General features: G+C 41.1%; 13 protein-coding genes. 11 read left to right on the top strand and 2 right to left on the bottom strand.

What is annotated here, in order from left to right; translation table 11 throughout:
• Nucleotides 1–21: 21 nt before the first annotated feature.
• Entirely contained in the window at nucleotides 22–849 is an 828-nt protein-coding gene (locus tag K5Q34_RS02830) for an exodeoxyribonuclease III (RefSeq protein WP_221864481.1), read from the bottom strand.
• A 155-nt stretch (nucleotides 850–1,004) separates the two neighbouring features.
• Here K5Q34_RS02830 and K5Q34_RS02825 point away from each other — a divergent pair, with 155 nt between their 5' ends.
• The 4 genes from K5Q34_RS02825 (at nucleotide 1,005) to K5Q34_RS02810 (ending at nucleotide 6,247) form a co-directional block, all read left to right on the top strand.
• Nucleotides 1,005–2,666, top strand: coding sequence for a hypothetical protein (locus K5Q34_RS02825; protein ID WP_024408702.1), 1,662 nt, complete (start codon nucleotides 1,005–1,007; stop codon nucleotides 2,664–2,666).
• Nucleotides 2,667–2,825: 159 nt separating this feature from the next.
• The gene (locus tag K5Q34_RS02820; protein WP_221864480.1) at nucleotides 2,826–4,214 is read left to right on the top strand and encodes an amino acid permease; all 1,389 of its coding nucleotides are present in this window, start codon (nucleotides 2,826–2,828) and stop codon (nucleotides 4,212–4,214) included.
• Between the two features lie 122 nt (nucleotides 4,215–4,336).
• A complete protein-coding gene (locus tag K5Q34_RS02815; protein ID WP_114866660.1) occupies nucleotides 4,337–5,218 on the top strand; it encodes a DUF975 family protein in 882 nt (293 codons plus the stop codon).
• Nucleotides 5,219–5,410: 192 nt separating this feature from the next.
• On the top strand, nucleotides 5,411–6,247 hold the full coding sequence (locus tag K5Q34_RS02810) for a DUF975 family protein (RefSeq protein WP_221864479.1): 837 nt from the start codon (nucleotides 5,411–5,413) through the stop codon (nucleotides 6,245–6,247).
• A 20-nt stretch (nucleotides 6,248–6,267) separates the two neighbouring features.
• On the opposite strand, the gene K5Q34_RS02805 is transcribed toward K5Q34_RS02810, so the two are convergent.
• Nucleotides 6,268–7,143, bottom strand: a complete 876-nt coding sequence (locus K5Q34_RS02805; RefSeq protein WP_221864478.1) for a CPBP family intramembrane glutamic endopeptidase — start codon at nucleotides 7,141–7,143, stop codon at nucleotides 6,268–6,270.
• 122 nt (nucleotides 7,144–7,265) lie between these two features.
• Here K5Q34_RS02805 and K5Q34_RS02800 point away from each other — a divergent pair, with 122 nt between their 5' ends.
• From K5Q34_RS02800 to K5Q34_RS02770, 7 genes are all read left to right on the top strand, one after another.
• Nucleotides 7,266–7,877, top strand: coding sequence for a DUF3885 domain-containing protein (locus tag K5Q34_RS02800; RefSeq protein ID WP_105120436.1), 612 nt, complete (start codon nucleotides 7,266–7,268; stop codon nucleotides 7,875–7,877).
• An 81-nt stretch (nucleotides 7,878–7,958) separates the two neighbouring features.
• On the top strand, nucleotides 7,959–8,708 hold the full coding sequence (locus K5Q34_RS02795) for a hypothetical protein (RefSeq protein WP_221864477.1): 750 nt from the start codon (nucleotides 7,959–7,961) through the stop codon (nucleotides 8,706–8,708).
• A gap of 240 nt (nucleotides 8,709–8,948) precedes the next feature.
• Nucleotides 8,949–10,952 (top strand): methionine--tRNA ligase, encoded by a 2,004-nt coding sequence (gene metG, locus K5Q34_RS02790; protein WP_221864476.1) that lies wholly within the window; start codon nucleotides 8,949–8,951, stop codon nucleotides 10,950–10,952.
• Nucleotides 10,953–11,015: 63 nt separating this feature from the next.
• The gene (locus tag K5Q34_RS02785) at nucleotides 11,016–11,957 is read left to right on the top strand and encodes a competence protein CoiA (protein WP_221864475.1); all 942 of its coding nucleotides are present in this window, start codon (nucleotides 11,016–11,018) and stop codon (nucleotides 11,955–11,957) included.
• 228 nt (nucleotides 11,958–12,185) lie between these two features.
• Complete coding sequence (gene pepF, locus K5Q34_RS02780; protein WP_221864474.1) at nucleotides 12,186–13,988, top strand: oligoendopeptidase F; 1,803 nt, start codon at nucleotides 12,186–12,188, stop codon at nucleotides 13,986–13,988.
• Between the two features lies 1 nt (nucleotide 13,989).
• Nucleotides 13,990–14,436 carry a hypothetical protein gene (locus K5Q34_RS02775; protein ID WP_105154474.1) on the top strand — a complete coding sequence of 149 codons (447 nt, stop codon included), beginning with the start codon at nucleotides 13,990–13,992 and terminating at the stop codon, nucleotides 14,434–14,436.
• Between the two features lie 10 nt (nucleotides 14,437–14,446).
• The gene (locus K5Q34_RS02770; RefSeq protein WP_024384845.1) at nucleotides 14,447–14,995 is read left to right on the top strand and encodes a DUF6630 family protein; all 549 of its coding nucleotides are present in this window, start codon (nucleotides 14,447–14,449) and stop codon (nucleotides 14,993–14,995) included.
• Nucleotides 14,996–15,001: the final 6 nt, after the last annotated feature.

Genomic DNA, 15,001 nt, shown 5'->3' with positions numbered 1-15,001 from the left:
ATTGAGTATTAATATCCACTATTAGAATGAAATCTCCATTACAATTGGTGTATGGTCCTGACGAGCACCGGAGTCAATCATATCTGACTTACTTACTTTGTCGGCGATGCGGTCGCTGACAAGCCAGTAATCAATTCTCCAGCCTGTGTTGTTGATTTTACTGGTGCGGCTACGTTGTGCCCACCAAGTATAGGCGTTGAGAACATCACCGTGCAAGTGGCGGAAGGTATCTGTAAAACCTTTTGCGAGAAGATTTGTAAAACCTTGACGTTCTTCATCTGTAAATCCTGGAGATTGACGGTTACTTGCGGGATTAGCAAGGTCAATTTCCTTGTGAGCAACGTTGTAGTCACCTGTTGCAAGAACAGGTTTGTGGCTATCAAGTTTTGCTAAGTAGTCAGCATACTGTACATCCCAGATTTGACGGTCAGCAAGTCGTTTCAAGCCATCACCAGCATTTGGCGTATAAACTTGTGTGACATAGAAGTTGTCAAATTCTAGCGTGATGATACGCCCTTCAGAATCCATGGTTGTTGGAGCACCAATCTCAGGGAAGGTAATGGTTGGAGTTAGATGGTTTTTGTAGAGGAAGAGCGTACCAGCATAGCCTTTGCGAGCTGGTTCTACAGATGAACGCCAGGTATTGGCATATCCAGGGAAGTAGCTTTCCAAAATTTCTAGATGCTTTTTAGTCGGTCCCTTATCTGACAATTTTGTTTCCTGAATGGCGATAATATCAGCGTCTTCTGTCACAAGTGTATCGATGACTGCGCGTGATAATAGGGCGCGAGGAGATTCTGCAGTCAATGCAGCGTTAAGAGAATCAATGTTCCAAGAAATGAGTTTCATAATTTTCCTTTTCTAGTCTGTTACTGTTTTACATTATACCAAAAATAAAAGTTGCAGGCGAATATGGAAACTTGAAAAAATTTTTATAATTCTTGTATTATAACATTAAAATTGTGATACAATAGAACTAATAAATCTGTGTCAAGGAGGTTATTATGAAAAGAAAATTATTTGTTTTTGCCTGGTTAGCCCTAGTTTTGGAAATGCTAATCTACTACTGGTACCAGTTGCCTGCTTTAAATATTTTGAGTGTGGACTTCTGGATATTTTTCCTTCAATCTGTTGGACTGGTTTGGCTCATACTTTCCATGTTCAGCTCCAAGGGTGCTTTTCAAAAGGTGACCAAGATTTCTGGTCGCCAGAGACAAGTAGATACCTATCAGATTAAAACCTCGCAACTGCCAGCTTACTTAAAATGGTTGGGACGAATTTGGGTATTGGTTGTCCTGGCTTTGTTGGGGCTGGGGCTTATCAACTCACGTGTATTTCGTGCTAAGGATTACGCTGCTGTCATAAGCGTCAAGGATGCGGATTTTAAAGCAGATTTTCCTGAAACAGACATATCCAAATTGGCCCTTTTAGATCGTGCCTCAGCCGAAAAAATCGGTGATACTTATCTAGGTACCATTGACAAGGTCTCCCAGTTTGGCATTTCGGATGATTATCGCCAGATTACTATCGGTCAGCAACCATTCCGTGTATCGCCTTTGGAATATAAGAATTTTTGGAAATGGCTGAGCAACCATCAAGATGGGATTGGTTACTACGTGAAGGTTAATCAGACAACAGGGAAGGCAGAACTTGCCAAGTTGAGCAAAGCCATGCACTATTCAGATTCCGAATTTTTGCTGAATGATACCTTACGTCATCTTCGCCTGCAATACCCGACAACTATTTTTGGGAAACCATCCTTCGAAGTGGATGACCAAGGAAATCCGTATTATATTGCAACGATTTACGAGCCAAAATTTGGACTTTCATCAAATGATCCGATTGGTGCTATTGTATTGGATGCAGTAACAGGGGAAAGTAAGAAGTATAGTCTGGAAGATATTCCAGAGTGGGTAGACCGTGTTTATTCGGCAAACAATGTTATCAGCCGTGTAGATGACCACTATACTTATCAAAATGGTTTCTGGAATACCATTTTCAGTCAAACTGGTGTGAAAAATACAACAGACAGCTATAATTATATTTCTATCGGCTCAGATATTTATCTCTACACTGGTATCACCTCAGCAACTGCTGATTCATCCAACCTTGGATTTATTCTTGTTAATATGAGAACTCGTGAAATTACCAACTACAAATTGGCTTCGGCGACTGAAACAGCAGCGCAAGAGTCCGCAGAAGGTGAAGTGCAGGAAAAAGGCTATAAAGCCACTGCTCCAAGCCTAGTTAAGTTGGCAGATACAGCCTACTATTTAGTATCCTTGAAAGATGATGCTGGCTTGGTTAAATCATACGCTCTTGTTGATGCTGAAGATTATCAACAGGTTACTGTTAACAACGATATTGCGCTCTTAATTTCTCAAGTCACAGGAACGGATGCTTCTAGCCTTTCAGGATTGACGGTGACTGAAAATGGAGAAGTTGGTGAACAGACTGAGGTTATCAGTGGAAAAGTAGAAGCTTTAGCGAGTCAGATAATTGGTGGTGCGACAATCTACTATATTGAGTCTGAGGGCAAGATTTATAAAGTCAAAGCAACGGAAGATAGTACAGATCGTTTACCGTTTATCAAAGTAGGAGATCACTTTAGCGGTCAGTTAGATAAGAAAAATTATCTTAAAAACTTTAAGGTTAATCCAGAATAATCATAAGAAAGAGTGAGGTAGACAAGCCTTGCTCTTTTGCTTGTCATCACCCATGCGAAATATTTCAACTTATGGTATAATGGGGCGTTGTGGTTCTCTGACAGGAATCGGTAGCTTGTTCTGTCGAGTATCCCTATTCTTATTCTGAAGGAGTATTTTGTGAGTTTATTTAGAAAAAAACAAGCAGTCGGTCGCAATAGTCAAATGCGCCGGCATTTAGGCTTGGTTGATTTGATATTTTTAGGTATCGGTTCGATGGTTGGAACAGGTATCTTTACGGTAACTGGTTTGGCAGCAGCCCAGTATGCAGGTCCAGCTCTGATCATCTCAATTGTTATTGCAGCAATTTCAGTCGGACTAACAGCTTTGTTTTACGCAGAATTTGCCTCTCGTATACCGACTAACGGTGGTGCCTATGGTTATCTCTATTCGGTTTTTGGTGAATTTCCTGCCTGGATTGCTGGCTGGCTGACGATCATGGAATTCTTGACTGCTGTATCGAGCGTTGCATCTGGTTGGGGAGCTTATTTGAAAGGACTCCTGGCTAATTTTGGTATCGCTATGCCGACAGCTCTGAATGGAACTTTTAACCCCGCTGCTGGTACCTATGTAGACCTCTTACCAGTTATCGTCTTAATTTTCGTGGTAGGTGTGGTCTTGCTTAATTCTAAGGCAGCTCTTCGTTTCAATTCAGCCTTGGTAGTTTTGAAATTTTCAGCGTTGGCATTATTTATTTTAGTAGGGTTATTCTTTATCAAACCAGAAAACTGGTCGAACTTCTCTCCTTTTGGTTTTGGTGCCATTTATGGTGGACAGGCGGGAATTATGGCGGGAGCGTCTCTCATGTTCTTTGCCTTCCTGGGATTTGAGTCTATTTCATTAGCGATTGATGAGGTGAAAAAACCTGAGAAGAATGTACCAAAAGGAATCGTATTGTCTCTATCTATTGTAACAATTCTTTATATTGTAGTGACATTAGTCTTGACTGGTATGGTTCACTATACTAAGTTGAATGTAGCAGATGCGGTTGCCTTTGCACTTCGAGAAGTTGGATTGGATTGGGCAGCGAGTTATATTTCTATTGTAGCAATCCTAACATTGATTACAGTATGTATTTCGATGACCTACGCCTTGTCGAGAATGGTCTATTCCATCAGTCGTGATGGTTTGCTACCGAAATCATTGAGCCGATTGACACAAACAAGCAAGGTTCCTAAAAATGCGACCATTCTTGTGGGGATTTTTGCAGCCATTTGTGCAGGTATTTTCCCACTAGCAAGTATTGCTTCCTTCCTCAATATCTGTACCTTAGCTTATTTGATCATGCTGGCGCTGGGCATTATTCGTCTGCGTCAAGTCGAAGGTTTGCCAAAAGATGGACAATTTAAAACACCTCTTGTTCCCTTGTTGCCTATCCTCTCGATTATCATTTGTCTTTCATTTATGTTCCAATATAGTTTAGATACTTGGTTAGCATTCGTAGTATCCTTGGTCATTGGAATTTTGATTTACTTCTGTTATGGCTATCGTCATTCGGAAGCCAAATAATAGATTTCCCTTCTTTATTTGAAGGGATTTTTTGTACAATTTTTTTATAGAAATAATGGAAAACTTAAAAATAAAATAGTATAATATATATAACGGTGCAGATATATGAAAGGAGAAACGCAATGTCTAATAGCGACATTCGAGCTAAAGCAACGGTTATTCGTGAACAAACAGATGGGATGATAACCTTGTTTTTGGCACCTGTTTTGATTTCTTTTCTGTCAGGAGTGGCGGAATTTGGCTTGAAACAAATCTGGGGGCAAACTAGTACTTTCTCCTGGGGAACAACTATTGTGAAAGATGGTGTTACTTGGACTCATCATTTTATTTCTGTTGGTCCGTCAATCATATTTGATTTTATTGCACAATGTTTAATTGTGACAGCTTGTTTTCAACTAATAAGACTGGTGAGAAAGCAAAGAACCAAGGTTAGCTTCACGGAGTGTTTCACTTTACTAGATGGGAAGAATTTTTTACCAGTTTTTAGTACGACATTATTGAAAATGCTGGTCTTGTATTTAGCAAGTTTCCCTGCTGTTATTGGAATGATATTGATAAACCTAGCTTTCTATAGTACCATTGTCATCTTTGGTGCTCCTATTGATTATCAGCCTGATTTTTCAGCTTTTTTCAGTTCGTCTTATTTTCAAACAGGATTTATACTGGTATGTGTAGGGATTATTTGTAGTTTATTTGTAGGATATGGGCTCAGTCAGGTCTCTTTTCTTCTCTATGATTATTTGGAAAACAATACCTATTCTTCACCATTTAAACTCTTCAGTCAGAGCTGGCAGTTGATGAAGGGGAATAAATGGCGCCGTTTCCTCTTGGATTTATCTTTTGTTGGCTGGTTTATTGGGGTTCTTTTGACGTTTGGGTTTTTGGGACTTTACGTATATCCATACTATTGGACTTGTCAGACTATATTTTATGAAGATTTGAAGTCCAAGAATCCATTGGTGTTTTCAACTTATAAATCAGCTATCTCTTCCACAGTAGCCTAGGGAGTATGGTGGTAACAAATTATTAGGAATCCCTTCGTATTTTGGAGGGATTTTCCTGTTTTTAAGAGATGTTCTGGAAAATTAATGGATAAAGTTTTATACTAATAGTAGGATGGTAAAGTAGTCCGATGTAGATAGAATATTTGCGACGTGACTTTATAAATAAGGAGAGAAAATTGGAGGGGAATTGTGATGAGGACGAATGATATAGTATCAAGAGCGATGATGACTCGCGAGCGGACAAGAGGTACAACACTACTATTTTTGCCCTCCATTTTGCTATCTATTGTTTATGCTATACCAGTAACAATTTTTCGTCTACTGACATTTCTAGAGCTCCGTCAAAACAGTGCTTTTGTGGAGGGGCGATTGGTGTCTTCAATCAGTTTGACCTATTTAGGTGAGTTCGGCTTCGCTCTGCTGTTACAGCTGTTCATCGGTCTGTCCTGTTTTCATTTATTGGAATTGTTAAGAGGGGATAGACAGGAGTTTTCTTTAAAAGATAGTTTTTCATTTCTAAAGACAGAATGGAAGAAGCCTATCTGTACCACTTTTCTTTATTATTATTTGCTTCTTTTTATGGCTGGCCTTCCAGCTAATCTAGGGGCTGCTTTATTTATTAAAGGTTTCACAATGAGTAGTTTGATGATCTTATCTCCGGGGGCAATGGCAGAGCTGGCAGTTCATCAGCCTAGTCAATTAATGAAGATAGGGGCTCCGATTTTCCTGCTAGGAATGATTATTTATCTTTTTGTCTACTATACCTACTCACAGGTTGTTTTTGTCTTGTATGACCATTTGGATAATGCTAGTTATACTGGTCCCTTGGATGTATTTAGGGAAAGTCGCTTCTTGATGAAAGGGAACTATTGGCAACGTATTTGGTTAGATTTATCCTTTTTAGGTTGGTTTATTGGGGAATTATTGACCCTTCATTTGTTATCTTTTTTTGTAACTCCTTACTATCATTTATCTAGGACTATTTTCTACGAAAAATTAAAAAAACAAAGACTGTCAGCTGTAGAGTAGCTAACAGTCTTTTATGATGATTATAGGGAGCTTGTTTTGGGCTTGAAATAGAGGTCGTAAACCAACCAGGAAATCATTATTCCTTGGACAAGCAAGCTGATGACGGAGCCTTCTACACCAAACTTTCCACCAGATAGCCACTCAGGACCAGTGATACCGATTTGAACAAAGGCCTGACCAGCATCGGTGCCGCTGACTGGGAAAGCAAAAACATTCCCTTGGAAACAGTTCCACGCAGCGTGTAAGCCCCCAATTACCCAAATGTTGCCTGTTTTGAGCATAATGAGGCAGGCAAGAATAGCAAATAGGGTTAAATCCAAAATTGGAATGAGTGAAATAGCATTGTTTCCGAGGTGGAGAAATGTGAAGAAGAGGGAAGAAACAATGATACCAATAGGAATATTGTGTTTAGCTGAAAGTGATGAGAACATCCATCCTCTTGTTAGAATTTCTTCTGTCGTACCTTGGATAGACCAGGCAAGGATAAGGATGATAAATTCTCCGACTAATTTTGTAGAGAACTGGATGCTTGTAAATTCAATCGCGCCTAATCCCCACATGATGAGTGTACAAGTGGTCAGCATTGCAGCTCCGATTCCCCAACCTAGTAGAAAGTCTTTTCCCGCACCTTTTTTAGTAAAACCAAGTCCTGCCCATGGGCTTTTTTCAATATACCGTGCCCATGAAATGACCATCAGGCTGATAAAAGCGAAAGCGAACAGTTCAAAACTTACAGAAAGGGTCTCGCTAAATGGGAGTAGAAAGCTTATTGGAGTGAAAATAACTGCTCCAATTGAATCTCCTACTAGCAACAAAATAATAGCTACAATAGGAGAGGTGATGATGTTGAGATTGAAAGCTGATTGAGCCTTCTCATTGATAAATTCGGTTTTCATAGGACCTCCTTTTGCTAGATACTTTACTAGTTCACTATTCTACCATATTTTTCCAAAGAAGACTAGACCTAATTTCCTAGTATATGGTAGAATAGTACAAAGCTATATAAGGAGAATAGTATATGGAATTGAATCAATGGCTAAAGTCCTTCCAATTGAAAGATAATCGACTAGTGGGCCCATTCTTCTATGGCACGCCTCTTGCTCTTAGATTTGAAATCGGGCCTGCAGACGAAGCAGAAGAATTACCAAGAGCAATCTATCTTGAAAGAGCCTATGCACGTGCAGTAGAACTTTTTGAGCAGGCTAGTTCAGAATACGACTATGTGCTCCTTTCGCTCCTTCGACAGGAAGATAGGGACATAGACACCTACCTCTGGCATTTTTCATCGAAATTTAACTTTGACAAGGTTCCTGAGCCTGAGTTGATAGAAGTGGAGGACTGGACGGGAGATGTGCTAGTCTTTGAGCGCTATCTTTTCCCAGTTACCAACCAAGACCTGAACGCTTTATTGAGGGAGATTGTGAGAGCTGATCACGGTGGTTTCAACTATCTATCAAGTTCTGTTCTCTTCCTATCTAGTCAGGACAATATCATCTATCATTGCTACGATGATCGGGGAGTTGATATTGCTGTTTTAGATGATGACAAACGTTTGGAGCTCTTTACAGACTGCCATGACCTCCTATTTGACTATGATATGGAGGAGATGGAGAGAAGGGTTAGGGGGTAGGAAGAAAATGTATATCTGATGACTGTCTTCCATAGTAATTAGGATATTATAGTAAACAACTAATTTTTAGGGAGCAAATCAATGTCTTACCGTAAATTAACATCAAGAGATCGGACTTTTATCAAAGGGCAAACGGATCGCTTGCTGAATCAGATGAATAGCAATGCGGAATATTTGGCGACTGTCCAGACCTATGAGGCAACCAAGGATCGTGCCAACCAAGCCTATCTGGCAATGGAACTAGAAAATGATCCAGAGAAAAAGTTACGACTGGCAAAAGTGGTTGAAACCTATACTGCCCAAGCCCAGTCTATATTGGATGATTGGGAAGCGAGGAATAGCAGAGCTGAAAAAGAAGTTAGGAATGTAAAACTGATTTTGTGGCTGACCGTACTCTTCGCCCTCAGCTTTTTCTTCCCAGTCAATATCATTCTGGCCGTTCTATTTGCTATCTGGTTTTATCGGAATTACCTTCGTTCAAGCAGAATTGCCCAAGTGCCTAAGACTACTGCGAGCCAGTCATTAGTGACAGAAGAGGAAAGTTATGAAGACTGGTTGACAAAAAAGATAGTTACACTTAACAAAGACAAGCGTGAGTGGACAGAGGGCGTACTTGCAAAATATGACAGTTTGGATGAAATAGCAGCAGGTATTGGTAAAATTAATGAGATAGATAAAGAAGCTGGTAAGAAAATTCTCCATCGTTATCAAGCAATCTTAGCTGATATTGAAAAATTACCAGATTCTGACCAGAAAACCTATTATTTAGATTTTCATCGAGAAATGATAGCTGATTTGGAAAATGTATTTGAACAGCTCCATATCGTATAAGAACACCGGGAACAGTTCCAAACTGGTTCCGGTTTTTCGCTATTCGTCAATAGATAAGACTGAAACTATTCTTTTATAGAGAAGATAGACCTTGGCTTTCTACTCGGCTTGTATCATATGTATAGCATGTGAAGGAAGACTTGTATTTAGAACCTCTTTGTGATTTAGCTGAAAATATGATAAAATAGGATGTTGTCAATAACAGGGTTTCATTTGCTCTGAATTTGAAAGGAAAAAAGCATGACAAAAACACCGTTTTACATTACCACACCGATTTATTATCCGTCTGGAAAACTTCATATCGGTTCAGCCTACACGACCATTGCCTGCGATGTATTGGCTCGTTACAAACGCCTTATGGGGCATGAAGTCTACTATCTAACAGGGCTTGATGAGCACGGACAGAAGATTGAGGAGAAGGCAAAAGAGGCTGGTCTAACACCACAAGCCTACGTTGACGGCATGGCGGTTGGCGTCAAGGAGCTCTGGAACTTGCTAGACATCTCTTACGACAAGTTCATCCGCACGACTGATGATTACCACGAGGAAGTGGTGGCGGCTGTTTTTGAAAAATTGCTGGCGCAGGACGACATTTACTTGGGAGAGTATTCTGGCTGGTACTCCGTATCGGACGAGGAATTCTTCACCGAGAGCCAATTAGAAGAGGTCTTCCGAGATGAAAACGGCAAGGTAACAGGTGGTATCGCTCCGAGCGGTCACGAGGTTGCTTGGGTATCAGAAGAATCCTACTTCCTCCGCCTCAGCAAATATCAAGATAAATTGGTTGAATATTTTAATCGTCATCCAGAATTTATTCAACCAAGCGGTCGTCTGAATGAAATCATGAAGAACTTCATTGAGCCAGGCTTGGAAGATTTGGCAGTATCTCGTACATCATTTACTTGGGGAGTACCTGTTCCGTCCAATCCAAAACACGTTGTCTATGTCTGGATTGATGCCCTGCTCAACTATGCGACGGCCTTGGGCTATGGTCAGGAAAATACGGCCAACTTTGACAAATTCTGGAATGGAACAGTTTACCACATGGTTGGAAAGGACATTCTTCGCTTCCACTCCATTTACTGGCCAATCATGCTCATGATGTTGGATATGAAGTTGCCAGACCGCTTGGTTGCTCATGGCTGGTTTGTCATGAAAGACGGCAAGATGTCCAAGTCTAAGGGCAATGTGGTCTACCCAGAAATGTTGGTCGAGCGTTTCGGCCTGGATCCACTCCGTTACTACCTCATGCGTAGTCTGCCAGTCGGCTCTGACGGCACCTTTACACCAGAAGACTATGTTGGCCGTATCAACTATGAACTGGCTAATGACCTTGGAAACTTGCTCAACCGTACAGTTGCGATGATTAACAAGTATTTCGGCGGTCAGGTACCAACCTTTGTTGCTGACGTGACTGATTTTGATGCGGATTTAGAGTATTTTTCAAAAGAAACAGTCAGAATGTTCCACGCATATATGAATGGGGTAAATTATCCCAAAGCGTTAGAAGAAATTTGGAATTTTATTGCTCGAACCAACAAATACATCGATGAAACTGCGCCATGGATTTTGGCGAAAGAAGAAGCTGACCGTGACAAGTTGGCAGCCGTTATGGCCCACTTGGTAGCTGCTCTTCGTGTAGTGGCTCATCTCGTTCAGCCATTTATGATGACCACTTCAGATGCCATTATGGAGCAGTTAGGCATGGACAAAGTATCATCGCTTGAGAAACTGAAGTTAGAAAATCTTCCAGCTGGTTTGACAGTAGTCGCAAAAGGTACGCCTATCTTCCCACGTCTGGATATGGAAGAGGAAATCGCCTATATCCAAGCCCAAATGGGTGGCAGCTCTGCTATTTCCCAAGAGGAAGAAAAAGAGTGGAACCCAGCTGACGTGGAACTGAAAAACGAGAAAGCCGCGATCAAGTTCGAGGACTTCGACAAGGTGGAAATCCGTGTGGCCGAGGTCAAAGAAGTATCCAAAGTAGAGGGTTCTGATAAGTTGCTCAAATTCCGCCTGGACGCAGGTGACGATCAGGACCGCCAAATCCTGTCGGGTATCGCTAAGTACTATCCAAATGAGCAGGAGTTGGTCGGCAAGAAAGTCCAAATCGTTGCCAACCTCAAGCCACGTAAGATGATGGGCTTGCTCAGCCAGGGCATGATCCTCTCAGCCGAACACGATGGCAATTTAACACTTTTAACAGTAGACCCATCAGTGCCAAACGGCAGTCAGATTGGGTAAGAAAGTTCAAACACTCAGCACAGCTGGGTGTTTTTTTGCGAACTAATATAGAAAGGAGGTTTTATGTTAGTTGCACTTGATGAAGATGGACAAGTTTTTAATGTCTTGGAAAATCCTGCGCCGCAAGGTCGCTTTTGCTGTCCAGGTTGTGGAGGACTAGTCCGATACAAATCCGGAAAAGTTCTGCGTTCGCACTTTGCCCACGTAACCCTGCGGGATTGCACATACTTTTCCGAGAATGAGTCGGCCCAGCACCTGTCCCTTAAGTCTTGTCTGTACAGTTGGTTAATCAATGACGAACAAGTTGAACTTGAAAAATGCCTGCCTAGTATAGGGCAGGTCGCTGATTTATTTGTTAATAATAGTCTAGCTTTGGAAGTACAGTGTTCCAGTCTACCCATTTCTCGTTTGCAGGTGAGGACGCAAGCCTATCATGAAGCTGGTCTTCAGGTTCTCTGGTTGTTGGGAAAAGGCCTGTGGTTAAAAGAAAGATTAAGCAAATTACACAAGCAATTCCTCTCTTTTAGTATGAACATGGGTTTTCACCTCTGGGAATTGGATGATGAGAAAAAAGAATTGCGTCTTCGTTACCTTATTCATGAAGACTTACGAGGTAAGGTCCACTGTCTGACAAAGGTTTTTCCATTTGGCGAGGGAAATTTATTGGAAATCTTGCGTCTGCCATTTGCCAAGCAAGCTTTATCGCATCTTACTTGCCCGTTAGATAGGGATTTGCCTCGCTACATTGCTCAACAGCTTTATTACAAATCCCCCAATTGGTTAGCCCTACAGGCAGAGTCTTATAGCCGAGGGGAGAATTTGCTGACAAAGACGGCAGAAGAATGGTATCCCCACATCCGTCTACCCCGCTCTGCCATTGGCTTTGCCCAAATACAAAAAGATCTAAGTCCAGTCTATCAGGATTTTGACCAGTATTACGACAGTATTGAAGACAAGCAGAAACAGGTTCTATATCCACCTATAATTTATAGAAAACCAATGTAAATAGAGATAGCTGATGGAGGTGTATATATTGCTTTTGAAAATATGCTCGTTATTTTATGTTAGTCATGCTACTGTTGGTGAGGGTTGTAGACTTTATTATCCTAGTGGCGACTTGCTATAGCGAATGCCAAAAACTATTTTCCAGTTGAATAGTAACCAATAAGCCCTCACTTTCCTATGGAAAGAGGGGATTTTTTATGTTAGAATAAAGGATACGGAGGATTAATTATGTCTAAACAACGTTACGAAATTGAAGAAAAATACCAGTGGGACTTGACCACTATTTTCCCAACAGATGAAGCCTGGGAAGCAGAACTTGCAGATTTACAAGCTGAAACTGAAAAAACAAAAGAATTTGCAGGTCACTTGCTCGACTCAGCTAAAAGCCTTTTGGAAATCAGCGAAACGCAACTTGGTCTTATGCGTCGCATTGAAAAACTCTATGTCTATGCGTCTATGAAGAACGACCAAGATACTCGTGAAGGCAAATACCAGGAATTTCAAGCTAAAGCCATGGGCTTGTATTCGGTCTTTTCACAGGCTTTTGCCTTCTATGAGCCTGAATTTATGGCCATTACTGAAGAGCAGTTGGAAGCCTTTAAAGTAGAAGAGCCAGCTCTTGTTCAGTACAGCCACCAATTTGAAAAACTTTTAGCAGCTAAGGACCACGTCTTGTCACAAGAGGTGGAAGAAGTATTAGCAGCGACCAGCGAGATTTTCGAATCACCGGCTGAAACCTTCTCAGTCTTGGACAATGCCAGCCTGCGTTTCCCAGAAATCGCAGATGAAGACGGTCACTTGGTGCCACTTTCACACGGAAACTACATCCACTTTATGGAGTCTAAAAACCGTGATGTCCGCCAAGAAGCCTATGAGGCCATGTACGGAACCTACGAGCAGTTCCAGCATACCTACGCTAAGACTCTGCAGTCTAATGTTAAGGTCAATAACCTGAAAGCTCGTTTGCGGAAGTACGACTCAGCCCGTCACGCATCACTTGCAGCTAATTTCATTCCAGAATCTGTTTACGATACATTAGTGGCGGCAGTCAACAAGCACCTTCCGCTCTTGCACCGTTATATCAATTTGCGTAAGAAACTCCTGGGTATTGATGACTTGAAGATGTACGATATGTACACACCATTGTCAGATTTCAGTACCAAGATTTCTTATGAAGATGCTCTCAAAAAATGCCAAGAAACCTTGGAAATTTTCGGTGAGGAGTATTCGGCTATTGTGAAGGAAGCCTTTGAAAAACGCTGGATTGATGTCCATGTCAATGAAGGAAAACGCTCAGGAGCATACTCAGGAGGTGCCTACGACACCAACGCCTTCATGCTTCTCAACTGGCAGGATAACTTGGATAACATGTACACTCTTATCCATGAAACAGGTCACTCTCTCCATTCTATGTTGACTCGTAAGACTCAACCTTATGTCTATGGACATTATTCCCTCTTCTTGGCTGAAATTGCCTCAACGACCAATGAAAATCTTTTGACAGAAAAACTCTTGGCAGAAGTAGAAGATGACAAGGAACGCTTTGCTATTCTCAATCATTACCTAGATGGGTTCCGTGGTACTGTTTTCCGCCAGACCCAATTTGCCGAGTTTGAACAAGCAATCTATAAGGCGGACCAAGAAGGTCAAGTCTTGACGGCTGATTTCCTCAATGAATTGTACGGTCAGACTAACGAAAAATATTACGGGCTTTCTGCAGAAGAAAATCCAGAAATCCAGTTTGAGTGGGCTCGTATTCCACACTTCTATTACAATTTCTATGTCTATCAGTATGCAACAGGTTTCGCAGCAGCATCAGCTCTAGCAAACAAGATTGTCAATGGCAGCCCAGAAGACAAAGAAAACTATCTCAACTATCTCAAAGCAGGTAGCTCAGATTACTCTCTCAATGTCATTGCCAAAGCTGGCGTAGACATGACCAAGGAAGATTACCTCAACGATGCTTTCAAGGTATTTGAAGCTCGTTTGGAAGAATTAGAAGCTCTCGTTGAGAAAGGTGTGCACCTCTAATATGATTTCCTATAAACGTTCGATTGTGATACCAGTTGCAGTCAGTATTGGTTTGGTCTTGATTGGAATTGGCTTAATGACAAAGCCGGAACCAGCAGTGGTTTCAGGATTGTGTTATTTATTGCTGAATATTCCGTCAGCATTATATGCTTATTTCTTGCGCAAACAGGGAGCTGTCTTTGTCTTGAATGAGCAGTATTTAGAATATCAAAGCAGAGCAGGAGGAGACTATCAGCGCCATTCGTTAGAAGAGATTGCGGAGATTCGATACATCGTTTCTCCCGTCTATCGTGGCTATCAGTCGAAACGTTTGCGAATCGTAGGAAATAAGGGAGCACTACTTGCAGTCGTTAATTTGAATAAGCTTGATGGTGCAGATTTTAATGATATTTACCATTTTGTAGAGCAAGTAGCACCGCATATAAGATGGGATTTTTCAAATTCATAATGGAGGTATTATGTTAACGGAAGAACAGCTACAGGACATTTTTGAACTGGCGGACCTCATGTCAAATGGTGACAGGGAGCTATTTCTCCAACTTAGAGATGTGGTTTTTGCTAGTGATCCGAATCAGATTCTAAACTCTATTGAACGCATCCTAGAACCAGATTCATTCGATGATTTCTTGGATCGTGTTGGGGAGTCTGAAAAGGAAAATCTTTGGTTAATCTTGATAAAATTACTAGAGCATTTGAACTATATTTGTGTGCGTGATTATAAGGATAATCTTGAAGATTTTATCTACTTTTTTGACCGTCTTCATCAAGTCCGCAATGCAGGGATTTCTCTCAAATTGGATTCAGATGGATTAAATCCAGCTGCCTCTATTTCAGAATGGGCAAGAGTCGTTGATAGCAAATATCTTGATGAAAACTTTTGTCTAGGGGCAGTAGATATGGACACGGATAGTTACTATCTCTTTTTCAGTAAGCAAGCGACTTTTGTTCGACTTCAAGAACTAGCTGGAAATTTAGGGTATCGAATTGATTACGCCAAAAATATGTAAAGAAAA

This window comes from Streptococcus sp. 2018110 (assembly GCF_019754115.1).
Taxonomy (GTDB): domain Bacteria; phylum Bacillota; class Bacilli; order Lactobacillales; family Streptococcaceae; genus Streptococcus; species Streptococcus hashimotonensis.
The sequence above is the reverse complement of the archived record's forward strand: the minus strand, read 5'-3'. Positions and strand labels throughout refer to the sequence as shown.